Raw genomic sequence first — 24170 nt, 5'->3', positions numbered from 1 at the left:
AACCGGATGCAGACGCGGGAACGCGTTCATGCGGCGCGATCAAAACAGGCAAGGCATCCGCATGAAGCGGCGGCTACGACGAAATGCCGGCGATTTGCAGCAGCAGAACGAAATTGAGCGCCAGCACGGCGATCGTGCCGGCCACCGCCGCGATCGTGGTCGAACGGCGGTTCCGGTAGCGGCCCATCAACTCTCCCCGCGACGTGAACCACACCAGCGCGATCATCGGCACCGGCAGCGCCACGCTCAGCACCACCTGGCTCAACACCAGCGCGCGCGTCGCGTCCACGCCGCAAGCTACCACCACGAAGGCCGGCACCATCGTAATCAGCCGCCGCGCCCACACGGGAATGTGAAAGCCGACGAAGCCCTGCATGATCATCTGCCCCGCCATCGTGCCGACGACCGAACTCGATATGCCGGAGGCGATCAACGCCGCAAGAAAGAGACCCGCCGCCGCGCCGCCCAGCAGCGGCGTGAGCGTGCGCCATGCGGTTTCGATGCTGGCGATCTCGGCGTGGCCGGCATGAAACGCACTCGACGCCATGATTACCATCGCCATGTTGATGAGCCCCGCGACGCCGAGCGCGGCCACCACTTCGATGTTCGAAAAACGCAGCAGCCTGGTGCACTCGCTTTCGTTGCGCGGCTTCACGCGATTCTGTGTGAGTCCTGAATGCAGGAATATCACATGCGGCATCACGGTTGCGCCGATAATGCCGACCGAAATCGTCAACGCATTGCTGTCGGGTATGCCGGGTGTGAACGTGTGCTTGACAACCGACGCCCAATGTACCGGTGCAATCAGCAACTCCGCCAGATACGACAGGCCAATCACGCCGACCAGCGCCGCGATCGCCAGTTCGAGCGGGCGGAAACCGCGCTTCTCGAACTGCAGCAGACCATAGGTAATGGCCGCCGTAATCAGCATGCTCGGCATCATCGGCAGATGCGTGAGCAACGAAACGCCGATGGCGCCGCCGACGAATTCCGCCAGATCCGTCGCCATCGCCGCGATTTCGCTGATGCCCCACATGGCGAGCACACAACGGCGCGGCAGCGCCGAGCGGCACAACTCGGCGAGATTGCTGCCGGTCACGAGCCCCAGCTTGGCCGATAGCGATTGAAACAACATTGCCACGATGTTCGCTACCGCCACTACCCACAGCAGCGTATAGCCGTAGCCGGCGCCCGCCTGAATGTTGGTGGCGAAGTTGCCGGGGTCCATATAGGCGATCGAAGCGACCACCGCCGGTCCGGCGAATGGCAGCATCGCCCGCAGGCCGCGGCGGCGTCCGGCCAGCGTCTCGCGAATGTCGAAACAGGTCTGCTCGGTGAGGGTCTGGGGTAAGGCGGCCTGGCTCATCGCTTCGTTCATGACTGCTCCTGTACGGCATCAAGCGTTCAAGGCAATGCAGGTGAAGGCCCGCCAACGGGTGAGCGCGATCGTCATCGCGGCGACCCCGTTGCCGGTGCAGCGGGCACTGCGGCGTGCGTGCTTCAGGCGCTCATATTGAGCACACCGTTCACGCCGTTCGGGAAGAAGCCGCCCTTGGTCGCCACCGAACTCGTCAGATAGACGATGTTGAGGACGTTCCCATAGCCGCGGCTGAAAGCGAGCCCGTTACTGTCGAGCGGCACGATGTTCGAGGAACCGGCCGTCGCCCCGGTGATGCCCTGATCGTCGTGGCCGTTGTTGTCGAGGCTGTCGCGCGCGGCGGAGATCGCGTTGGCGGCCGTGTAGATGCTCGCGGTGTCGACGCCTTTCGCAAACAGCACCGTACGCACGAGCCCCGCGTGATACGCCTCGGCCGCGAGAATCCCGGCTGCCGCTTCGAGGAACGTCTTGTTGCTGATGAGCGGCGAGGCGCCTTTATAGGCCGTCACGCCGACGTCTTCGAAGATGAACGCGCCGAGCAGGAAGTTGTTGTCGCTCGCATACGGGTTGAACGCGACGCCCGCGCCGACCAGCCCTGCAGCGCGCGCCGCGTTGGAGAATGCGCCGTTCGGATTGGTGCCGCCGATGTCGATCGAAGGCATCGCCACCGCTGCGCTGCCGAGCGCGCTGCGCAGGAAGTTGACGTGCTCGCGTTCGTCGTTGGCGATCTCATTCGCGTAGGCCTGCACCACGGGGTCCTGGAACGGCACTTGCTGCCCTGGGATGACGGTGCCCATCGTGCCGACGCCGGCAGTCATGCTCGCGGCCAGCCCCGAACCTGTCGTCGCATACGTATAGAACTGCGATTCGAGGTACTCCAGATTCAATGCGAAGTTCAATATTTCCGGGTCGGTCGGCGCGCTCTGGGCCGACGCGATCGACCCGGAACCACCGCCGCACGCACTGATCAGTGTGCCGCCGACCAAACCCAGTCCCAGTCCGCCGGCGTTGCGGAAAAATTGTCTGCGTTGCAGGCGCCGTTCCACCCGGCGGTCAAATACATCGATAAGTTCTGCTGATTTATTGCTGGACTCCGACATGGCTATGCTCCTCAGATGGTTCGCTGCCAATGCCACGGACTCGCGACGCACACGCACGGAAAGCAGTTACACAGGCAATGCACCAACGCAAATCGCGCAAGCAAAAAGAGGCCCCGTTCTTCCGCGAAGAACCAAACGATGCAGGGGAAGAAACCGAGTCCTCAACCGCCTTTACGGAGCGAATGGACTGCCAGATGCAAACATCACAAAAGATTTCCGTGTGCGCTTGCAGCATGAGCCGGGCTGGTTCGGCGTAGCCGATCCCTGAATGGCCCCTGAGAACCGCTTTGCGCCGTGCGGAAAGCCGCCCGCGATCCAGGGCCGGCCCGGTTTGCCGAGGCCGTCTGGCGATCCTCTGTACAATTGGGCGATCGTCATCATCGACCCACCTCGACCGAATTCATGGCCATTACCTACAAGACTCCCGACGACATCGCCAAGCTGCGCATCTCCGGCCGCCTCGCGGCCGACGTATTGGCGATGATCGGCGAGCACGTCAAGGCCGGCGTCTCGACCGACGAGCTCGACGCACTGTGCAACGACTACATTGTCAAGACGCAAAAGTCGATTCCGGCAAATGTTGGTTATCTGGGATTTCCGAAGACCGTCTGCACGTCCGTCAACCAGGTGGTGTGCCACGGCATTCCCAGCCGTAGCGAAATCCTGGAAGATGGCGACATCATCAATATCGACGTCGCGATTATCAAAGACGGCTATTTCGGTGACACCAGCCGCATGTATTGCGTCGGCCACCCGAGCACGGTGGCGCGCCAGCTGATCGACACGACCTATGAAGCGATGCTCGCCGGTATCCGCGAGGTGAAGCCGGGCGCCACGCTAGGCGACGTTGGCTACGCGATCCAGAAGGTCGCGCAGCGCGACGGCTTCTCGATCGTGCGCGACTACTGCGGCCACGGCATCGGCAAGGTTTATCACGAAGATCCGCAGGTGCTGCACTACGGTCAGCCGGGGCAGGGCGTGCGTCTGAAGCCGGGTATGGTCTTCACGATCGAACCCATGATCAACGCGGGCCGTGCCGGCACCACGGTGCAGCGTGACGGCTGGACGGTCGTGACCAAAGACCGCTCGCTGTCGGCGCAATGGGAGCACATGATTGCCGTGACCGAAGAGGGCTACGAACTGTTGACGCCCTGGCCGGACGGCACCGGCGATTACGATGCGCCCTGAATGCGATGGTCAGCGCGCCTCGCGAACCGGCTAGCAGGGCGGTGGGTGCGCGGATTGCTGCGCAATTGAGGCACGCTGTCTGCACCAGGGACCGGCGCCGCGGCCCGATCCAGTAAATAAGCATTTGACTCGCGCGCCGGTTCGGTTAAAGCTATGTCTTAGGGTTTCAAGGGGTTTTCGTCTGCATGAGTCCGTCATTGACCGTTCGCCGTATCGCCGCTGATCAGGGCGCCGTTTTCCGCGAACTCCGTACTGCGTCGCTGCGAGAGGCACCCTATGCCTTCGGCGAAACGCTCGAGGACGCGTTGTCGGCAGATGCCGCCACGTTCGACGCCACCGCTGTCGAACACGCTGTTTCGTTTATCGCCACCAGTTTCATCCTCTATACCGAAGGCCATCCGGCAGGACTGATCGAAGCGCATTTCGACGATACGGCAGCGCACCGCGCGTTCGTCGGCGAGTTGTGGGTGGCGCCGGCCGTGCGTCATCTGCGAGGCGGCGAGCTGCTGGTCGACACCGCCAGCGCATGGCTCGCCGGCGAAGGCGCGATGGAAATCTACGCGTGGGTTGCCGACGCCAACCGCAATGCAATGCGCTTTTACGAGGCGCTCGGCTTTGGTCCGACCGGCGAGCATCGGCGCATCGCGCGTGCGCCCGAGCAGGCCGAAAGCCTGCTGGTGCGTCACGTGCCGAGCACGTCTCAGGTGTTTCAACAGTGATCCCGCGAGCGGCGCGTCAGCCTGCCGCTCACATCCCATCCGCGTCGCTACAGCGTTCATGGCCTGGGTCATGGCCCGGTTTATTGACGGGCTTGTGGCCTGATTTATGGCCGGGTTTATGGACTATCAAGCGGCCCAGGCGCGGCTTGAACAGCCACAACGTGCCTACGTCATGGGTATTCAGGCCGTGCGGGCGCGTTCTCCCGGCAAAAAAACTCGCTCCCCGCCTGTACGCCTGTAAAATACGCAAAATTTTTTGCCGAACGCTATGTCGCCCAAGAAATCACCCTTTTTCGAACTCCGCAGCGGCTCTGTCGACACGCTCCTGTTCGTGGTCAAGACAACCGACCTCGATGCGATGCGTGCCGAACTGACCCGGCGCTTCGAGGCGACCCCCGAATTTTTCGCTAACGACGTTGTCGCGATCGACGTGCGCCGTCTCGCCGAGAACGAACGCGTGCCGCTCGCCGACATCGCGCAACTGCTCGACAGCGTGCGCATGCGTCCGGTCGGCGTGGTCGCCAACACGCAGCAGGCGTGGGCGGCCGAATCCGCGCTGCCGCTGCTCGAAGCGCGCGACCGCCGCGGCGCCGCGCGATCCGCTGACGAAGAAAGCGTCAATCCCGTTGCTCCGGCGCCGGTGGCCACTGCCGCGACCGCTACGCCGCCGGCCGATCTGTTTGCCGACGCTGCCGGTGCGTCCCTCGAAAACGGCACGCCGGCCACGGCCGCCGCGGTCGAGCCGGTGCCCGCCGCCGAGCCCGTGCGTCTCGCCACCTCGTCGCAAACCACGGTGGTCGATAAACCGTTGCGCTCGGGTCAGCGCATCTACGCAAAGGGCGATCTGGTCGTGCTCGGTCTGGTGAGCTACGGCGCGGAGGTGATCGCGGAAGGCAACATCCATATTTATGCGCCGCTGCGCGGCCGGGCGCTGGCCGGTGTGCAGGGCAATCACGACGCGCGCATTTTCTGCACGTGTCTCGAACCGGAACTGATCTCGATCGCGGGCATCTATCGTACGACCGAGAACCCGCTGCCGGCCGACGTGCTCGGCAAGCCGGTGCAGATCTGGCTCGAAGAAGAAAAGTTGATGATCGAACCGCTGCGGCTCACCTGATCGACGTGACGCGCGTTGCCCTGAACCATCACGGCACGCGGCGTTCCACGGCAAATCGGGCCGCACATAATTGACGAATTTGACGAACACAAGGTAAGGGTAATGGCAAAAATCATTGTGGTGACTTCGGGCAAGGGTGGCGTGGGCAAGACGACCACGAGCGCGAGTTTTGCATCGGCCCTCGCACTGCGTGGCAGCAAAACCGCCGTGATCGACTTCGACGTCGGCCTGCGTAACCTCGACCTCATCATGGGCTGCGAGCGCCGTGTGGTGTACGACCTGATCAACGTGATCCAGGGCGAAGCGAACCTCAACCAGGCGCTGATCAAGGACAAGAAGTGCGAGAACCTGTTCATCCTGCCGGCCTCGCAAACGCGTGACAAAGACGCGCTGACCATGGAAGGCGTCGAGAAGGTCATCAACGACCTGATCGCAATGGATTTCGAATACATCGTCTGCGATTCGCCGGCGGGTATCGAATCGGGCGCGCTGCTCGCCATGCATTTCGCCGACGAAGCGCTGATCGTGACGAATCCGGAAGTCTCCTCGGTGCGTGACTCGGACCGTATCCTCGGCATCCTGTCGTCCAAGACCAAGCGCGCGATCGACGGCAAGGAGCCGATCAAGGAGCACCTGCTGATCACCCGCTACAACCCGAAGCGTGTCAGCGAAGGCGAAATGCTGTCGCTCACCGACATCCAGGAAATCCTGCGCATCGATCTGATCGGCGTGATCCCGGAATCGGAAGCGGTGCTGCATGCGTCGAACCAGGGGTTGCCCGCTGTGCACCTCGACGGCACAGATGTCGCCGAAGCTTATAAAGACGTCGTGTCGCGTTTCCTCGGCGAGCAGAAGTCGCTTCGCTTTACCGATTACCAGAAGCCAGGGCTGCTGCAGCGCCTCTTCGGCACCAAGTAAGGGGAGCGCACGTAATGTCGATTCTTTCGTTTTTGCTGGGCGAGAAGAAGAAGTCCGCGTCGGTAGCGAAGGAACGCCTGCAGTTGATCATCGCGCACGAGCGCGCCGGCGGCCATGCGCCTGCCGATTACCTGCCTGCGTTGCAACGCGAACTGGTGGCCGTGATTTCAAAGTACGTGAAAATCTCCGATGACGATATTCGCGTGAGCCTGGAACGCCAGGACGACCTCGAGGTGCTCGAGGTCAAGATCGAAATACCGCAGGTGGGTTCTGCATAACGCGCTGCGCGCTCTGCCTCGGTGCGTCGATGTGGCGTGACGAGATGGGGCGCGTGCGCTGTTCTCCTGTTGTGCCTTCTGCTGTTCAATTAGACGCGCGGATGTGGGTTCTACGCGCCGTCTGCCCCCTTGTCCTCCCCTTGCTGCTCGAAAGCGCTGTGTCGCCGTGTATGCCCTTGCACGCCCGCACGGTGCCATGCCGCACGGCGAAATAATCCGTTGCATTTCAGCGTGTGCCGTTACACGGCGGCGGTCAGCGCTTTTGTCCCCTCGCGCATTAAACGGATAACGCCGGATTCGGTGTCCAACTACAGAGGAAAAACATGAACAAGACCTTTCGCTTGCTGATCGCCAACGCTGTTCTGATCGCAGCTGGTGCATCCGCCATCGCCTCCGCTTCGGCCGAAGAAATCGTCGTGATCGCGCCGTCCGCACCGCCGGCCGTGCGTTACGAAGCCGTGCCGGCGCCGCGCGTCGGCTATGTGTGGGATCACGGTCACTGGCGTTGGGACCATGGCCGCTATGTGTGGGCAGCGGGTCACTGGCAGGCTGAGCGTGTCGGCTTCCACTGGGTGCCGGGTCACTGGGTCGAGCATGGCCCGAACTATCGCTGGGTCGAAGGCCACTGGGCTTAAGTCCTCGGGCTCCAGCGTTGTGCGGCACGGTGCGGTTGATTGCGCCCGTGCCGTTCTCTCCAGTTTGACGACGCAGGCGCCGCGTCAGCGCTCGCCTGGGTTGCAGAGGAACACATGATGAAAAAGAATCTGCTGTTGATCGCCGTGCTGGCGGTCATGCTGGCCGGCTGCGTGGTGGTGCCGGCGCGGCCGGTTTATATGCGTGCGCCGGCGGTTGTCGTTTACTGACGCGGGGCGCTGTTGTCTTCAGCGCGAGCGTCGCCGTCGATTTCGTCGACGACCGTTGCTTCAGGCGCTTCGACCTCAGGGACTTCAGGCACCGGTGCAGGCGCCGGTTGCGGCAGTGGTGCCATATAGCGCTCTGCCAGCGACTCGTACAACGGCGGCGCGAACAGACGCGCTACACGGCTCGCAATCAACGCGGTGGCCATCAGCGAGATCACCAGAGCATGACCATCGATCATCTCCATCACGATCACGAACGACGTAATCGGCGACTGCGTGACGGCCGCCAGATAACCCACCATGGCAAGGGCGATCAGCATCGGCAATTGCATCGAGCCGAACACCATGTGCAGCAGATTGCCGAAGCCTGCACCGATCGACAGCGACGGCGCGAAGATGCCACCCGGAATGCCGGGCAGATACGAGCCGACCATCGAGATCATTTTCAGAAACGGATAGAACACGGAGAGGTGCTCGTGTCCGTCGAGCAGCCCGCGCGCTTCCGCATAACCGCTGCCGAAGGTCGTGCCGCCGGAGATGAGGCCGACCACCGCGATCACGAAGCCGCACAACGCAGCGAACGCAACCGGCCGCTCGCCGTGCAACTGGCGCAGCGGCGCCGGAATCCAGCGCGCGGTATTCAGCAGCAGCCAGCCGAACACGCCGCCCGCAATGCCGGTAACGATGGCGGTGAGCACGACGGCCACCGCCAGCAGGTCGGGGAAATGCGCGCCGATCTGGATGGTGCCGAAATAGGTGTAGTTGCCGTTCAGTCCGAGCGCAATCACACCGGCGATGATGATCGCGGTAATCAGCACGCCGCTCGCGCGGGCTTCGAAGCTGCGGGTGAGTTCTTCGATGGCGAACACGATGCCCGCCAGCGGCGTATTGAACGCCGCGGACAAACCCGCCGCCGCGCCCGCGAGCACCAGTTGCCGTTCGATCAGCGCGTTCGAGCGCGGATACAGCCGCCGCAGGTTGAACATCAGTGCCGCGCCGACCTGCACGGTCGGTCCTTCGCGGCCGATCGTGAAGCCACCGAGAATCGCCAGAAACGACACGGCGATCTTGCCGAACAGAATCCGGAACGACAGCAGCCGTGCACCGTATTCACCGGGTTTGGCATGCAGGGTGGCAATCACTTGAGGAATGCCGCTGCCTTCGGCGCCGCGGAAGAACTTGCGCGTGAGCCAGACGGCGAGCGCGGCGACCGCGGGCGTGACGATCAAGGGCGCCCACACGTGCTGTTGCTGCATGGCGCGGAATTCGCCATAGCCCCAGTCGATAAGTCGTGCATAAAGAACCGCCACGAGGCCGACAGCGATCGCGCCGAGCCAGAAGACGCCGTATTGCCGCCACAAGCGCCTCGCGCGACGCACAATGCTGGAAGAAAGCGGAGGGAAGGCCCGGGACATGAGGAATAGACTGGCGCAAAGGGTGGATTATAAAACGCGCCGCATCGACAGAACGGGGTGAAGGTATTTATAAATATACTGAAAGGCGGTTTGTAAGGCGTGCAATGTAACGCGTTGTATTAATGCTGCGATGCTGCGCCACCGCGTTCAGTAAAGATTATCCCAATCGTCGGCTAAAATAGTTTGATGTTCGAATAACTAACAGGTCCTCAATGAAGCGAGTCCTTATCGTCAAGGTCACTTCACTCGGCGATATCGTGCAGGCGTTGCCAGTCGTCGCCGACATCAAGCGCGCGTTCCCCGGCGTTGAAGTGGACTGGGCTGCCGACGAAGCATTCGCCGAAGTGGTGCATTGGAGCGAGAGCGTGGACCGCGTGCTTTCCGCCCCGCTGCGCCGCTTCAAGAAGGCGCGCCACTGGGCCGATTTCAAGGCGATCGCGGCGTCGATCGCCGAATTGCGCGCCTACCGCTACGACTTCATCATCGACATTCACGGTGTGTACAAGAGCGCGATCATCGCCTTTCTGGCTCGCTCGTCCAAGCGTATTGGATACCAGTCCCAGGATCTGGGCGAGCGGGGCGCCGCATTTGCCTACACCGGGCGTTTCGGTCCGCGTCCGTCTTGCGACGCATGGCACGGCATGCGTGTGAGCGCGAGTGAGGCGCTGGGTTACAAGGTCGAAGGCCCTCCCGCCTACAATCTGCGCCTGCCCGAGCCGGCCGTCGCTCCATTCGCGGCTAACAGCGCGCCGGTCGCGGCGCTGTTTCACGCCACCTCCAAAGACGACAAGAAGTGGCCGCTGCCCCATTGGGTCGCGGTTGGCCGCGAGTTGACGCAGCGTGGTTTTCAGGTGGTGCTGCCGTGGGGCTCGGAAGGCGAGCGCGCCGAGGCGGAGCAAATCGCGTCGCAGGTGCCGGGTTCTACCGTCCTGCCAAAGCTGAGCGTGACCGAAATCGCGCAAATGATCGACGCATGCGCGCTGGTGGTCGGTACCGATACGGGGCTCGTTCATCTGGCGCATGCCTTGCAGAAGCGCACGGTCATGATTTTTGTCGCAACCTCGCCGGCGCATTGCGGTATCGACGCGCCGTTTCGCTCGATTTCGATCGGTGACGGCCGGTCAATACCGTCGATCGCCGAGGCACTGGAGGCGATCGATTACGTGCACAGCGAGTCGCGCGCCGTCGCCATGCAGCACGGATCAGCGGCCGCCTGAGCGCGGCTTCCCCGCGCTTTCGCGCAATCGTTTGGCTAATCGTTCGGCTAAAGAAAAGAGGCGCGACGCACAGTCGCCCAATCAAACGAGCGCTGCCACGGAACGCCTCCGAAAAACGCCCGCGTCGGGGAACTACGGGCGGAGAGGAATCACTGCAATGAACAAACTGACTCAGACACTGAGCGACCACAGCGGGCGATCGACCCAGTTCTAAACAGACCGCCGTCCGGCGGCCAAGTTCAATGGTGCATTCATCGAGGCATGCCGCGCGCGTGCCGGCAGAACCGTGGGCCGCTCACCGGCGCCCCGCAGGCGGTCTCTTGGGACCACCACGCTCTGCATTCGGATAAGCATCGCGCATTACATACCTGTTAAATCTGTCGCTTTTCGTAGGGTGCCTAATCAGCGAATCGCGTGATCTTGCGTGTGCCTGCCGGTCTGGTTACGGGACATGCAGCGCGTACTCCATCCCCGCCGTCCATGTTTCAAACCGCGCACCCGCCACAGGTAAGGGCTGCACACGGCACGCATATTCAAACCAGTATAGGTGCTGTTTTCGTCTGATGTGAATCTGTTGTCGCTATGCTTCAGCGCCGCCGGATTCGGGGCGCGAACGTGTAACACCTCGGTGATCTTCCCTTACAAATGGCAACGTTCAGGCGAAGCAGGGTCGTGTCAAATCAAGTCATTCGGGGTTTCGGCTCGAATGACTCTGACTCGAAGGAGAACAATATGAAACGCTTAATCCTGACCCTGATCGCAGGCACGCTGCTGGCAACGGCGCTCGGTGGCTGCATCGTTGCACCGGCGCCTGGCTACTACTACGGCGGCGGTTACTACCATCACGGTTACTACTACCGGTAATGGCTTGCGGCTGGCGTTCGGTCAGACGTAGCGCGAATCCTGACGGCTGCCGCTTGCCTGCGTAGGCAAGGGCCGCCGCTTCCGGGTACCGCATGCGACCGGCCAGATGCCGATGCCGTGACGTCCGGCTGCTCAGGCGAGCAGCATTTCGAAAGCAATCACCGCGGTAATGGCAGCCACGTTCGCGGCCAGCGCTTCCACCACGATACCCTTCCACGTCGCGGGACGAAAACGCAAAGCCAGCAACAGCGAACATAGCAGCGCCAACGCGATAATCATCACGATGTCCGCGTTGTGAAGATGAATATTCATCAGAGCCTCCCTGCTTGCCTTAGGGTTATTCGATTCGAGTATAGGCAAGTCAAAAAGACGCGCAAGGCAGGGGATTTACCCAGCGCGCCTTCAGGCTCCTCACATCGCCCTTACATCAGGTGCGCATCGCGCGTCTCGCGCATGAACAGCACACCGATCATGCTGACGGCCGCCGCGATCGACACGTAAGCGCCCACCCATGGCAGCCCGCCGTGCGCGGCCAGCACCTGGGCGATATACGGGGCGACTGACGCCCCGAGAATCCCGCCGAGGTTGTACGACACGCCTGCGCCGGTATAGCGCACGTTGGTCGGAAACAGTTCCGGCAGCAGCGCGCCCATCGGTGCGAAGGTCACGCCCATCAGGAACAGTTCGATCACGAGGAACAGCAGCACCAGTGGCGTCTGTCCGCTGCCGAGCAGCGGCGCCATGGTGAAGCCCGACAGGATCGCCGCGATGATGCCGACGATCAGCACCGGCTTGCGGCCATAACGGTCGCTTGCCCAGGCCGACAGCGGTGTGGCGAGCGCCATGAACACGACCGCGATGCACAGCATGCCGAGGAAAGTCGGCCGGGGAATATGCAACACCGACACCCCGTACGACAACGAAAACGTCGTGGCGTTATAAAACAGCGTATAGCAGACCACCATGGCCAGCGCGCCGAGAAGCGTCGGCACCCAGTGCTGCGAGAGCAGCGTGGCGATGGGCACCTTCACGCGTTCCTCGCGTTCGATGGCTGCCTGGAAAGCCGGCGTCTCGGCGATCTTCAAGCGCACATACAAGCCGAGCGCGACCAGCACCGCGCTGACGAGAAACGGCACGCGCCAGCCCCAGCTGCGGAATTGCTCGTCGCTCAGCGACAACGCCAAGGCGAAGAACAGACCGTTGGAGGCCAGAAAACCGATCGACGGCCCCAGTTGCGGGAACATCCCGAACCAGCCGCGTTTGCCGGCCGGCGCATTCTCGGTGGCGAGCAGCGCCGCGCCGCCCCATTCGCCGCCCAGGCCGATACCCTGGCCGAAACGCAAGATGCATAGCAGGATCGGCGCGAGGCTGCCGATCGAGTCGTAGCCCGGGACGAAACCGATCAGGGTGGTGGACACACCCATCACCAGCAGCGAGGCCACCAGGGTCGACTTACGGCCGACCCGGTCGCCGAAGTGGCCGAACAGGAACGAGCCGATCGGCCGCGCGACAAACGCGATGCCGAACGTGACGAAAGCCGATAAAGCCTGGGCGGTCGCCGAGCCGTGCGGAAAAAATACCGGTCCGATGACGAGCGCCGCGGCGGTCGCATAGACGTAGAAATCGTAGAACTCGATCGCGGTGCCGATGAAGCTCGCGAAGATGATTCGCGCGCTGCTGTTCTGCCCGGCCGCATTGGGCTGGGCCGCGGAAATCGGCGAAGTGGACATGCAGGGTCTCCAGGTGTCGTGATGCCGCTGGGCGCTGTACTTTTACGTGCGTGCGGTGCGAGCTCAGGCGGCATCTTTGTTTAAGTTCGTGCGCTTCGGCGCGTCTTGCACGGCGGTTGAAGCCATGTTTGACGCGGGCGACGATGCGACAGCTTACAACGGCGGCTGTTAGGCGTCAGCGTTGCGTGTCAGGCAGGCGGCCTGCGCGGGTGGCGCGGCGCTGCTGCAGTCGGGCTCGCGCTGCGCCAACGGATGAGCGGGCGGCGCGAGCCATGCCGGGGGATCCGGCGTGGGAGTCGGAAAATTATAGCGAGCGCATCCGCAGCGCGGCAAGGCGGCAAAGTGGCAAGGTGGCAAGGTGGCAAGGCGGCGCAAGAGGGGAGAGTAGGACCTGACTCGCATCCTGCCGCTGTAGCGCCGCCAGGGCGAAGCGTTCACTCGATGGTCTGTGCTTGCGGCGAGGCGAACTCGCGCAACTGGAATTTACCGTCGTCGTTGAAGAGCCAGTCCTCGAACAGTTCGACTTGCCCACGGCCATTCAGCAGTTTGCCGGGTGGTTGCGGCAGCGGCGAAGCACGCCGCAAGGTCGCGAGTGCGGTGCTTTCGGCTTCGTCGTCGCCATTGGTGCGATACACCGACGATTGCAGCACCTCGCCATTGCGATCCACCGTGAACGAGACCACCACCAGCGAACGCAGCATGGCTTGCGGCGTGCCGTGCAGCACATAGGACGGGCTGCGTTCGATGATGCGTTGGGCGACCGCAGTGCGATATTGATCGAGCGTCGCGCTGTTGACGGCGGCCGCCGGCGTGATGATCAGCGGGCGATCCGGCGGTGTGAACGTACAGCCTGCCATGACCGCGAACATCAGAATCGAAGCAGCCGTCAGCACGGATGCCGAAGCCACCCGATGCGCATGCGACAGCGGCACGCCAACGCGGGAAGCGAAGGGTTCGGTCAGGCGGCGAAGGTGACGCGCGCGGGTGAGCATCGTCGTGGAAAGCACGGGGGCAGGATCTAATTTGATGGTAGTCAAAAAGCGCCAGGATGCAATTGTCGTTCACCCGCGCCGTGCCATTCGAACGCTTGTAATAGGCCGAAATATGACCAGATTTCTCTTCGGCCAAAACGCGCCTACACTTCGAGTGCCTCTTTCGGGAGGCATCGGTGGAAGTCTTTCATTTAGCCCGCTTCGCGCGGGCTTTCTTTTTTTTGCGCGGCGCTTTGCGCAATCCATCCGGCCAGCTGCGAAAAAGAAAAAGGCGAACCCGTCGAGGAGTTCGCCTTTGTTCTTGCGCCGCCTGTTATCTGCCTGTTAGCGGCCTTTTACCTTACTTCAACGCTTCCCGTGCAGCCTTGACCGCTGCAAGCACCTGCTCGGGTGCCGTGCCGCCCGGGTGGTTGCGGCTCGCCACCGAACCTTCGAGCGTCAGATAAGAGAACACGTCTTCGCCGATCAACTGCGCGACGTTCGGCAATTCTTTGCGCATTTCTTCCAGCGTCAGGTCGGCCAGATCGCAGCCGCGATCGGCGCACACGCGGACCGCCAGCGCCACGGCTTCGTGCGCGTCGCGGAACGGCAGGCCGCGTTTGACCAGGTAGTCGGCCAGATCGGTGGCCGTGGAGAAACCTTGCAACGCCGCGTCGCGCATGGCTTGCGGCTTCACCGAGATGCCCGCGACCATTTCAGCGAAGATGCGCAGCGTATCCGCGACCGTGTCGACGGTGTCGAACAGCGGCTCCTTATCTTCCTGATTGTCCTTGTTGTAGGCGAGCGGCTGGCCTTTCATCAACGTCAGCAGCGCGATCAGATGGCCGTTCACGCGGCCCGTCTTGCCACGCGCGAGTTCGGGCACGTCCGGGTTCTTCTTCTGCGGCATGATCGACGAACCGGTGCAGAAACGGTCGGCCAGATCGATGAAGCCGACGCGCGGGCTCATCCACAGCACGAGTTCTTCGGAGAAGCGCGACACGTGCGTCATCACCAGCGCGGACGCGGCCGTGAATTCGATCGCGAAGTCGCGATCGGACACGGCGTCGAGCGAGTTTGCGCAGATGCCGTCAAAACCCAGGGTCTTCGCCACCGCATGACGGTCGATCGGATAGCTGGTGCCGGCGAGCGCGGCTGCGCCCAGCGGCAGGCGATTCACGCGCTTGCGGCAATCGATCATGCGTTCGGCGTCGCGCGAGAACATTTCGACGTAGGCGAGCAGGTGATGGCCGAACGTGACCGGTTGCGCCACTTGCAGGTGCGTGAAGCCCGGCATGATGGTCGACGCGTTCTTCTCCGCCATGTCGAGCAAAGCCGTGCGCAGTTCCGTCAGCAGGCCGCCGATACGGTCGATCTCGCCGCGCAGCCACAGACGGATATCGGTCGCGACCTGGTCGTTGCGCGAACGACCCGTGTGCAGGCGCTTGCCGGCGTCGCCGATCAGCGCGGTCAGGCGCGCTTCGATATTCAGGTGGACGTCTTCCAGATCGAGTTGCCACTCGAACTCGCCTCGCTCGATTTCACCCTTGATCTGCGCCATGCCGCGTTGGATCGCGGCGAGGTCGTCGGCGGCGATGATCTTCTGCGCGGCCAGCATCGAGGCGTGCGCGAGCGACCCTTCGATATCGACGAGCGCCAGACGCTTGTCGAAGAAAACCGACGACGTGTAGCGTTTGACGAGCTCCGACATCGGCTCCGAGAAGCGAGCCGACCAGGCTTCGCCTTTTTTGTGCAGTTGGGACGTCATGGTGTTGGGCAGTTGAACGAGGTGAGGACGCTGACGGCGTTTGCGTACGGTGCAGGCGCCGCCGAAACGGGCGAAAGACAGGGATTTTAACACTGGCGGACCGCATCAAAGACGCCGGCAGCCCAGGGGCTGCCGGGACGAAAGCGCCGCTATTCCCGCACCAGCACGACCAGCTTCAGGTCTTCGCGATGCGCGGGCTTGAAGGTGATCTGGTCGTACACGATGCGCCCGTCGCGCGGGTGGTTGAATTCGCGCCGTCCGCCTTCCCGTCCGCCGACGTCCTGCGACGCCCAGAAACGCGCGAACGCGTCGCTGGCGGCGCTAAGCGAGTCGATCAGCCCGCGGGTCGGGGCGTCGTTCAGATGGCGGATCGAGTCGGCGCGGAATTCGGCGGCGAGGCGCCGCGCGCGCGTGTCCCAGTCGACGATCAGCTCGCGCGCGGCCGGCTCGGTGAAGGTATAGCGCAGCAGATTGCGGTCGTGCGTGCCGTCCAGCCAGCCGACGAACAGGTCGGCGGCGCGCTCGTTCCACGCCAGCGCGTTCCATTGCCGGTCGAGCACGTAAGCCGGTGCGTTCACGAGTTGCACGGTTTCGAGCAAGGTGGCGGGAGCGTCGGTGGCCGCCGGATCGGGCTCGGCCGGGTCGCGCTGCGCGGCCAGTTCGAACAGATACGCCCGCTCGGCGCGCGACAACTGCAGCGCGACGGCGATCCGCGCCAGCGCCTCGGCGGAGGCGGAGACTGGCCGCCCCTGCTCGATCCACGTGTACCAGGTGGGACTCACGCCGCACAGTTGCGCGACTTCCTCGCGCCGCAAACCAGGGGTGCGGCGGCGCGGGCCCGGCGGCAGCCCGAGCGCTTGCGGCGTGAGCCGTTCACGGTGGGCGCGGATGAAATCGCCGAGCGCGCGAGCAGGCGTGGCGTCGAGCGGCGGCGGGTGGTCGGCGGAAGACGGCGTGGTCATTCTTGTCGGGCAGCGCGTGGAGGGAATGTCGGGTGGTGTTATCAATACCAGAATAATTGCTTAACTTGTACTGGTACACGGCGGGCTCTATTGTAACGACTGGAACGACGCAGTGCCGTCCAGACCAACCCGGTCCACGCGAAATCCAACCCCACATAGATAACCGGAGCCTTCCATGAAGCATCACGATCAGGTCGCCGACGCCTTCGGCTCGACCGCCGCCGCGTATTTGACGAGTCAGACGCATGCCACCGGCGCCGATCTGCAGACGCTGGCCGAATCGATCGCCACGACGCCGGATGCCCGGGTGCTCGATATGGGCTGCGGCGCGGGTCACGCGAGTTTCGCGGTGGCGCCGCACGCGAGAGAGGTGATCGCGTACGACATCGCGCCGCAAATGCTGGCGACGGTCGACGGCGCCGCGAAGGAGCGCGGCCTCGCCAACATCCGCACGCAACAGGGCGCCGCCGAAACACTGCCGTTCGACGATCATTCGTTCGACTGGATCATTAGCCGGATGAGCGCGCATCACTGGCACGACGTGCCGCTCGCGCTGGCCGAAGTACGGCGCGTGTTGAAGCCGGGCGGCAAGGTGTTGTTCATCGACATTGCCGGTGCCGATCATCCGCTGCTCGACACGCATATTCAGGCGGTCGAAGTATTGCGCGACGGTTCGCACATCCGCGACTACCGTGCTGACGAATGGATTGCGTTCTTCGAAGCGGCCGGTTTCAAGGCGTCGATTCGTGAGCGTTGGCGCATCGCGATCGAGTTCAGTTCGTGGGTGGCGCGCATGCGCACACCGGAGCCGCGCGTGGTGGCGATTCGCTCGCTGTGGAGCCATTCACCCGATGAGGTGCGTCAGTATTTCGACGTGCAGGAAGACGGCTCGTTCAAGCTCGACGCGCTGATGGTCGAGGCGCAATAACGCGGCAGTGCGGCGCGCTCGGCAACGCGCTTGCCGATGCGGCCTGAAAACACCAGCCGCAAAAATGACAAAGCCGGGCGCGGCGAACTGCTCCGCGCCCGGCTTCGTCTTTCAGGCGGCTAGGGCCAGCAAGGACAGGCCGCCTGTTCGACCGGCTTCGATCAGCCTGTATTGCGCAAACCCGCCGCAATCCCGTTGATGGTCAAGTGAATCCCACGCCGCACGCGCGCGTTGGTATCACCCGTGCGGTGGCGCTTGAGCAACTCGACCTGCAAGTGATTCAACGGGTCGAGATACGGGAAGCGATTCTTGATCGAACGCGCGAGCAGCGGATTCTCCGCGAGCCGTTCGCTCTTGCCGGTGATCTCCGACAGCACCTTCGAGGTGCGCTCCCATTCCGCGACGATGCGCTCGAACACGTGCTTGCGCAGCTTCTTGTCCGACACGAGCTGGGCGTAGCGCGAGGCCACTGCGAGGTCGGTCTTCGCCAGCACCATATCCATGTTGGAGAGCAGGTTCGAGAAGAACGGCCAGGTCTTGTGCATCTTCTTGAGCAGCGCAAGACGGCGGGTGCGCTCGGCGTCGCTCGGCGCGCTGTCCAGATGTGCGGCCACCGCGCTGCCGAAACCGTACCAGCCGGTCAGCAGCAAACGGCATTGACCCCATGAGAAGCCCCACGGAATGGCCCGCAGATCTTCGATCTTGCGTTGCTTCGGATCCTGCAGCTTGCGCGAGGCCGGACGGCTGCCGATGTTCAGCTCGGCGATCTCCGAGATCGGCGTCGACTCGAAGAAATACTCCTTGAAGCCCGGCGTTTCGTAGACCAGCGCGCGATACGACGCCATTGCCGCGTCGGACAACTGCTGCATCGTCTCTTCGAAGGCAGGCAGTTGCGCGGGCGCAATGCCGTGCGGCAACAACGACGCTTCGAGCGTCGCGGCCACCACCGTTTCCAGATTGCGCCGGCCGATTTCCGGATTGCCGAACTTGCTGGCGATCACTTCGCCTTGCTCGGTCAAACGGATCTGACCGTCGACGGTGCCCGGCGGCTGCGACAGAATCGCCTGATACGTCGGGCCGCCGCCACGGCCAACCGTGCCGCCGCGGCCATGGAACAGGCGCAGGGTCACGCCGCGTTGATTGAACAGCGACACCAGCGCCAGTTCGGCGCGATACAGCTCCCAGTTCGAAGTCAGGAAGCCGCCATCCTTGTTGCTGTCCGAATAGCCGAGCATCACTTCCTGCTCGTTGCCCTGGTGTTCGATCAGCGCATCCACGCCCGGCAGCGCGATCAGATCGCGCATGATGTGCGGCGCGTTGCGCAAGTCGGGGATCGTCTCGAACAGCGGAATCACCATCAAGCCGGCTCTCGCCGGATCGTTCGCGTCGCCCAGACGTCCTTGCAGCAGGCCGGTTTCCTTTTGCAGCAGCATCACTTCGACCAGATCGCTGACGGTTTCCGTGTGCGAAATGATGTAGTTGCGCACCGCGCGCGCGCCGAACTTCTCGCGCGTGATGCGGGCCTCTTCGAGCACACCGAGTTCGCTTTTCACGAGATCGGAGTACTCGGCGTAGGGCAGGCGCAACGGGCGCGGCTGCGAAAGTTCGGCGAGCAGCACCTTGAGCTTGTCTTCTTCGGAGAGCGACGCGTAGTCGTCTTCGACGCCCGCGCGTTTCAGCAGCTCGCCGATCACCGCTTCGTGAATGTCCGAGCTTTGACGCAAGTCGATGCTTGCCAGATGGAAGCCGAACACTTCGGCGGCGCGCGCGAGCGGCGACAGGCGCGGTGCCGCGAGCGGCGCGCCATGGTGTGCGGCGAGCGAATCGATCAGCACGTGCAGGTCGCGCACGAATTCGCTGGAGTCGCCGTACGGGATGGCGCGCACCGGCGCCGCGCCGCGGCCCGCGCTGCGCACCGGCACGCTGCCTTCGCCCAGACGCACGCGCGCGCTGGCCGCGAGCCTTGTGTACATGCCGATCAACGCGCGGCGATACGGCTCGTCGGTGCGGTGCGGCGACTGATCGGGCGAGATGGCCGCGAGTTCCTTCAACGCGTCGCTCGCGCCGGCCAGCAGGTTCGACACCGAGATCTCGGCGCCCAGCTTGTGCACCTGTTCCATGTAGTGCTCGAAGATCACCGCGGCCTGGCGGGTGATCGCGTTCTCGAGCGTTTCGGCCGTGACGTTCGGGTTGCCGTCGCGGTCGCCGCCGATCCAGCTGCCCATCTGCAGGAACGGCGGCAGACGCGCGTCGATGCCGTGCTCGGTGAGCGCTTCTTCGATATCGGCGTAGAGCGCCGGGATTTCTTCGAGGAAGGTGGCCCGATAGTACGACAGCGCGTTTTCGATTTCGTCGGCTACGGAGAGGCGCGAATCGCGCAGCATGCGTGTTTGCCACAGCGACGTGACGCGGGCGCGCAGCATGGCTTCGTTATGCGCGCGCTCGCGGTCGGTCAACGGCTGATCGCGTTCGGCCAGCAGGCGCGCAACGTCGTGCTGCGCGTCGAGAATGCTCTTGCGCTGCACCTCGGTGGGGTGCGCGGTCAGGACCGGCACGATCAAGGCTTCGTTGAAGAACTGCTGCAACACCGGTGTCGCGGCGGCGCCCGCCTCGACGAGCCGTTCGAGCGCATGCGCCATGGTGCCAGGCTGCGAGGTCGAGCCGGCCAGCGCGTGAATCCGGTGACGGCGATTGCGGTGGCGGTCTTCGGCGATATTCGCAAGATGCGAAAAGTAGCTGAACGCGCGCACCACGCTGACCGTTTGCTCCGGGCTCAGCGAGCGCAATTTCTTGTCGAGCGTTTGCGCGGCGGCGTTGTCGTCTTCACGGCGAAAACGCACGGCGGTCTGGCGGATCGTCTCCACGACGTCGAACACGGCGTCGCCTTCCTGTTCGCGCAGCACGTCGCCGAGCAGGCGTCCCAGATAGCGGATGTCCTGGAACAGCGGATGGTCCTTGTCTTCGCGCGTGCGGCCGCTGCTTTTCGATGCGGGCGCGACCGTATCCGGCGAAACGGCTTGCAGCGAGGGCGCTTTCGCGGCCTGCGTTGCCTTCTCTGTCTTGACGGCCTTCACCGCTTTGTTCGCCTTCGCGGGCGTGGAGGTTTTGGCTGACCTGGGGGCTTTAGCGGCGTTGGCAGGCTGGGTTGCCTTGGCAGCTTTGCCGGCGCGTTTGGCCGCGGCGGTCGTTGCCGCGGAGGCAGAAGCAGAAGCGGCGTCGGCCGCTTGAGCGTTGGGCGATGCAGTGTTGCGGCGGGCAGGGCGCGCCGATCCGGAAGACGTCACGATGGGTTTCCTCAGGGAAGCCAGGGTCTGTTGAGTGATGAACTGCTACTGCGGAACTGCATATGAGCTGCAACGTGAACTGCGCGAAACCAGTACGAAGCGGTATGCGGCCGAAGGCCGCCGATGACAACACGCTGGAGAGGGGTAGCCGCGAGCCTTTGTACAAAGATCTGCACAAAGCGCACGAGGTGCACGGCATGCATGCCGTGCACGCGAAGCACGTTGCGCCGCATTGCATCATCCCGCATGCCGCGCTCCGGTGCGCGAACGACCGTGCTTGAACAGGCTGGGATGGGGCAGGCGCGTAGCGCCAGGGCCCGTCTCCTCCATCGATACCGCGCCGGCACGGCGCTCCGCTGTGCCTTGAGACACAAGGGCGCGTGCTAACATTGATTGTTATTACATCCCGTCTTTCAATCAGCAAGCTAATGAACACCGAGACGTTTTCTACGCCACCCCACACGCTTGTGATTGCGTCGCGAGAAAGCCGCCTTGCCATGTGGCAGGCGGAGCATGTGCGATGTGCGCTGCACAAATTATATCCATCTTGTGACGTAAAAATCCTCGGAATGACAACACGTGGCGATCAAATTCTCGATCGCACTTTGTCGAAGGTTGGTGGTAAGGGCCTTTTCGTGAAGGAACTGGAAGCGGCGCTTGCCGACGGCCGTGCCGATCTGGCCGTGCACTCGCTCAAAGACGTGCCCATGGAGTTGCCCGCGGGCTTTGCGCTTTCCACCATCATGGAGCGTGAAGATCCGCGCGACGCGCTGGTCTCCAACGCTTACGACTCGCTAGCCGCGCTGCCGGCCGGCGCCGTGGTCGGCACCTCCAGCCTGCGCCGCGAGGCTATGCTGCGCATGCGTTATCCGCACCTCGTGGTGCGCCCGTTGCGCGGCAACCTGGACACGCGCCTCGCCAAACTCGATCGCGGCGACTATGCGGCGATCATTCTGGCGGCCGCCGGCCTGAAGCGTCTGGGTCTCGGCGAGCGCATCCGCGCGCTGCTCGATCCCGAAGACAGCTTGCCCGCAGCCGGTCAGGGCGCGCTCGGCATCGAGATTCGCGCCGATCGCGCGGACCTCGCGGCATGGCTCGCGCCCTTGCATCACGAACATACGGCAGCGGCTGTCGAAGCGGAGCGGATGGTGTCGCGTGCGCTCGGCGGCAGTTGCGAAGTGCCGCTCGCGGCCTACGCGCAATGGCATGACGGCGCGCTGCATTTGCGCGGCGTCGTCGCCACGCCCGACGGCCAGCGTGTCTTGAGCGCGCAGGCATCGGCGCCGGCACCCACCGTCGAAAGGGCGATTGCGCTCGGCCAGGAAGTGGCGAACGCGCTCGAGCAGCAAGGCGCGATGGACATCGTCCGCGCGCTGAGCACGGCCAGCGGTCCCGCGGCAGCGCCGGCGGCGCGGGCAGAGGGCGCGCCGGACAGCGCGGCGACCGGCGAGTGATGGCGGCCGATATCCCGGGCAACGCATCCCCGTCCGTCGACAAGACGGCGTTCACGGTCGTGATTACGCGACCGGCCGGTCAGTCGAACGAACTGATCGCGCAACTCGCGGCGGCGGGCGTTGCCGTGCTCGACTTTCCGCTGATCGACATTGCGCCTGTTACTGACGAAGCGCCATTGCGCGCAGCACTGGATTCTCTCGAGCGCTATGCGCTGGTCGTGTTCGTCTCGCCCAATGCGATCGATCACGCGTTCGCCCGCCGCGATGCGATCTGGCCGCACGCGCTGCCGATCGGCGTAGTCGGGCCGGGCAGTGTGCAGGCGCTGGCGCGTCACGGCGTCGCCGCGCCGGCGTACAACATCATCAGCCCGCGGTCCGTAGCCGAAGACGATACGGCGCGCTTCGATTCCGAAGGCCTGTTCGCGGCGATCGATTCCGCGCTCGGCGCGAGCGCGCTCGAAGGCAAGCGCGTGCTGATCGTGCGCGGCGACGGTGGCCGCGAATGGCTCGCCGACCGTTTGCGCGAAGCAGGCGCGGAAGTCGAAACGGTCGCGGCCTATCGCCGCCTCGTGCCGGAACCGTCGATCGGCGGCTGGGCGCGCGTGCATGCGCTGCTCGCCGGCGCACCGCACGCCTGGCTGCTCACCAGTTCGGAAGGGGTGCGCAATTTGCACGAGCTCGCGCAGGAGCATCTGACTGCGGGCGAAATCGTGCAACTGAAGCACGCCAGCCTGGTCACGCCGCATCCCCGCATCGCACAGACCGCGCGGGCATTGGGTTTTGATAGCATTACGGTGTCCGGCGCGGGCGACGATCGCATCGCCCGCACCTTGCTTGCTGCCGTGCCGACCGTAGTTCAACCGGTACCGACCAACCCGGCTTATTCACCGGCTAAATCACGCATGACTGAAACGAACCCATCCACGAACGCTTCACCCCAGCCGGCCGCAACCAGCGCGTTGCCGCCGAACCCACCCTTCACGCCCTACGAAGCGCAAAAGCGCCGCAGCGCGAGCGGACCGCTGCTGTGGTTTGTCGTCGTGATCATCGCTTGTGCGGCGGGTGTGGGTGGCTATGCGCTCAATCGCAAGGTGGAGCGCACCGAGCAGCAGCTCGCGCAACGCCAGCAGGCGAACGACGCGCAGACCAACGAGTTGCGCGTCAAGACCGATCAGGCGCTCGCCACGGTGCATCGATCCGACGCGCAGGTCGCGCAACTCGAAGGCAAGCTCGCCGACGCGCAAACCGCGCAGCAGGCACTGCAACAGCAATACACCGATCTCGCCCGCAATCGCGACGACTGGACGATGGCGGAAGTCGGCCAGATGCTGTCGGCCGCCAGCCAGCAATTGCAGCTCACCGGCAACACGCAACTCGCGCTGTTCGCGCTGCAAAGCGCGGACACGCGGCTCGCGGCATCGGACAGCCCGCAGGCCGTCACTGTGCGCAAGGCCATCGCGCAAGACATCGACAAACTGAAGGCCGCGCCGTCCACGGATCTGACGGGCATGGCGATCAAGCTCGACAATGCGATCGACCAGGTCGACAACCTGCCGCTCTCCGGCGAAGCACCGATTGCCCACGCCACGCCGAAGGCCGCCACCTGGGCCGACACCGCGAAGGTGGCCGCGGCCACCGGCGAGCCGCGCTGGAAAGTCTGGTGGCGTGAAGTCACGACCGGCATTGGCCAGCAGCTCACCAGCCTCGTGCAGGTGCGCCGCATCGACAACGCCGACGCCATGCTCGTCACGCCCGATCAAGGCTACTTCGTGCGCGAGAATCTGAAGCTGCGTCTGCTGTCGGCGCGGCTCGCGCTGCTCTCGCGCAACCAGACCACGCTGAAGTCCGACCTGCAGGCAGCGCAAGCCGCACTCACGCGCTACTTCGATAGCACTTCGAAGAAAACCCAGACCGTGATCGATCTGGTCAAGCAGGTGGATGAGGGCTCGGCCGCGGTTGAACTGCCGAATCTGAACACCAGCCTGCAGGCCGTCAATCAATACCGGAGCCGAGGTTAAT

General features: G+C 63.8%; 20 protein-coding genes. 11 read left to right on the top strand and 9 right to left on the bottom strand.

The window, feature by feature from the left end:
* Positions 1-73 precede the first annotated feature (73 nt).
* Together BCY88_RS20655 and BCY88_RS20650 are read right to left on the bottom strand one after the other, a co-directional pair.
* Positions 74-1378 carry an Nramp family divalent metal transporter gene (locus BCY88_RS20655; protein ID WP_120346049.1) on the bottom strand — a complete coding sequence of 435 codons (1305 nt, stop codon included), beginning with the start codon at positions 1376-1378 and terminating at the stop codon, positions 74-76.
* 122 nt (positions 1379-1500) lie between these two features.
* Positions 1501-2478, bottom strand: a complete 978-nt coding sequence (locus tag BCY88_RS20650; RefSeq protein WP_120346048.1) for a ferritin-like domain-containing protein — start codon at positions 2476-2478, stop codon at positions 1501-1503.
* A gap of 402 nt (positions 2479-2880) precedes the next feature.
* Between BCY88_RS20650 and map the strand changes: the two genes are divergently transcribed.
* The 6 genes from map to BCY88_RS20620 all read left to right on the top strand — a co-directional run bounded on the left by map (position 2881) and on the right by BCY88_RS20620 (position 7333).
* Positions 2881-3666 carry a type I methionyl aminopeptidase gene (map, locus tag BCY88_RS20645; protein WP_120346081.1) on the top strand — a complete coding sequence of 262 codons (786 nt, stop codon included), beginning with the start codon at positions 2881-2883 and terminating at the stop codon, positions 3664-3666.
* A gap of 185 nt (positions 3667-3851) precedes the next feature.
* Positions 3852-4385, top strand: a complete 534-nt coding sequence (locus BCY88_RS20640; RefSeq protein WP_120346047.1) for a GNAT family N-acetyltransferase — start codon at positions 3852-3854, stop codon at positions 4383-4385.
* Positions 4386-4653: 268 nt separating this feature from the next.
* Positions 4654-5502 (top strand): septum site-determining protein MinC, encoded by an 849-nt coding sequence (gene minC, locus BCY88_RS20635; RefSeq protein WP_120346046.1) that lies wholly within the window; start codon positions 4654-4656, stop codon positions 5500-5502.
* Between the two features lie 102 nt (positions 5503-5604).
* Complete coding sequence (minD, locus tag BCY88_RS20630) at positions 5605-6420, top strand: septum site-determining protein MinD (protein ID WP_120346045.1); 816 nt, start codon at positions 5605-5607, stop codon at positions 6418-6420.
* A gap of 14 nt (positions 6421-6434) precedes the next feature.
* The gene (gene minE / locus BCY88_RS20625; RefSeq protein WP_054035076.1) at positions 6435-6698 is read left to right on the top strand and encodes a cell division topological specificity factor MinE; all 264 of its coding nucleotides are present in this window, start codon (positions 6435-6437) and stop codon (positions 6696-6698) included.
* A 323-nt stretch (positions 6699-7021) separates the two neighbouring features.
* Complete coding sequence (locus BCY88_RS20620) at positions 7022-7333, top strand: YXWGXW repeat-containing protein (protein WP_120346044.1); 312 nt, start codon at positions 7022-7024, stop codon at positions 7331-7333.
* Positions 7334-7554: 221 nt separating this feature from the next.
* Here BCY88_RS20620 and BCY88_RS20615 read toward each other — a convergent pair whose 3' ends face one another.
* A complete protein-coding gene (locus tag BCY88_RS20615) occupies positions 7555-8973 on the bottom strand; it encodes a chloride channel protein (protein ID WP_120346043.1) in 1419 nt (472 codons plus the stop codon).
* A 212-nt stretch (positions 8974-9185) separates the two neighbouring features.
* On the opposite strand from BCY88_RS20615, the gene waaC reads away from it, so the two are divergent.
* Complete coding sequence (gene waaC / locus BCY88_RS20610) at positions 9186-10190, top strand: lipopolysaccharide heptosyltransferase I (protein WP_120346042.1); 1005 nt, start codon at positions 9186-9188, stop codon at positions 10188-10190.
* A gap of 732 nt (positions 10191-10922) precedes the next feature.
* Positions 10923-11054 carry a hypothetical protein gene (locus tag BCY88_RS40410; protein WP_255246783.1) on the top strand — a complete coding sequence of 44 codons (132 nt, stop codon included), beginning with the start codon at positions 10923-10925 and terminating at the stop codon, positions 11052-11054.
* Between the two features lie 132 nt (positions 11055-11186).
* Here the strand turns inward: BCY88_RS40410 and BCY88_RS20605 are convergent, their stop codons facing one another.
* The 5 genes from BCY88_RS20605 to BCY88_RS20585 form a co-directional block, all read right to left on the bottom strand.
* On the bottom strand, positions 11187-11366 hold the full coding sequence (locus BCY88_RS20605) for a hypothetical protein (RefSeq protein WP_074285075.1): 180 nt from the start codon (positions 11364-11366) through the stop codon (positions 11187-11189).
* 110 nt (positions 11367-11476) lie between these two features.
* The gene (locus tag BCY88_RS20600; protein WP_120346041.1) at positions 11477-12784 is read right to left on the bottom strand and encodes an MFS transporter; all 1308 of its coding nucleotides are present in this window, start codon (positions 12782-12784) and stop codon (positions 11477-11479) included.
* A gap of 434 nt (positions 12785-13218) precedes the next feature.
* A complete protein-coding gene (locus BCY88_RS20595; RefSeq protein WP_404935709.1) occupies positions 13219-13653 on the bottom strand; it encodes an energy transducer TonB family protein in 435 nt (144 codons plus the stop codon).
* Between the two features lie 463 nt (positions 13654-14116).
* On the bottom strand, positions 14117-15523 hold the full coding sequence (gene argH, locus BCY88_RS20590; RefSeq protein WP_120346039.1) for an argininosuccinate lyase: 1407 nt from the start codon (positions 15521-15523) through the stop codon (positions 14117-14119).
* Between the two features lie 149 nt (positions 15524-15672).
* Positions 15673-16485 (bottom strand): helix-turn-helix transcriptional regulator, encoded by an 813-nt coding sequence (locus BCY88_RS20585; RefSeq protein WP_120346038.1) that lies wholly within the window; start codon positions 16483-16485, stop codon positions 15673-15675.
* A 175-nt stretch (positions 16486-16660) separates the two neighbouring features.
* Between BCY88_RS20585 and BCY88_RS20580 the strand changes: the two genes are divergently transcribed.
* Entirely contained in the window at positions 16661-17413 is a 753-nt protein-coding gene (locus tag BCY88_RS20580; RefSeq protein WP_120346037.1) for a class I SAM-dependent methyltransferase, read from the top strand.
* 161 nt (positions 17414-17574) lie between these two features.
* Here BCY88_RS20580 and ppc read toward each other — a convergent pair whose 3' ends face one another.
* Positions 17575-20697, bottom strand: coding sequence for a phosphoenolpyruvate carboxylase (gene ppc, locus BCY88_RS20575; RefSeq protein ID WP_120346036.1), 3123 nt, complete (start codon positions 20695-20697; stop codon positions 17575-17577).
* Between the two features lie 428 nt (positions 20698-21125).
* On the opposite strand from ppc, the gene hemC reads away from it, so the two are divergent.
* Together hemC and hemDX are read left to right on the top strand one after the other, a co-directional pair.
* Entirely contained in the window at positions 21126-22151 is a 1026-nt protein-coding gene (gene hemC / locus BCY88_RS20565; protein WP_120346034.1) for a hydroxymethylbilane synthase, read from the top strand.
* Positions 22151-24169, top strand: coding sequence for a fused uroporphyrinogen-III synthase HemD/membrane protein HemX (gene hemDX, locus BCY88_RS20560; protein WP_120346033.1), 2019 nt, complete (start codon positions 22151-22153; stop codon positions 24167-24169). Before hemC ends, hemDX begins: the two co-directional genes overlap by 1 nt.
* The last annotated feature ends 1 nt before the right edge of the window (position 24170 follow it).

Source organism: Paraburkholderia fungorum (assembly GCF_003610895.1).
GTDB classification, from domain to species: Bacteria; Pseudomonadota; Gammaproteobacteria; order Burkholderiales; family Burkholderiaceae; genus Paraburkholderia; species Paraburkholderia fungorum_B.
This window is presented reverse-complemented; position numbering and strand designations above follow the sequence as displayed.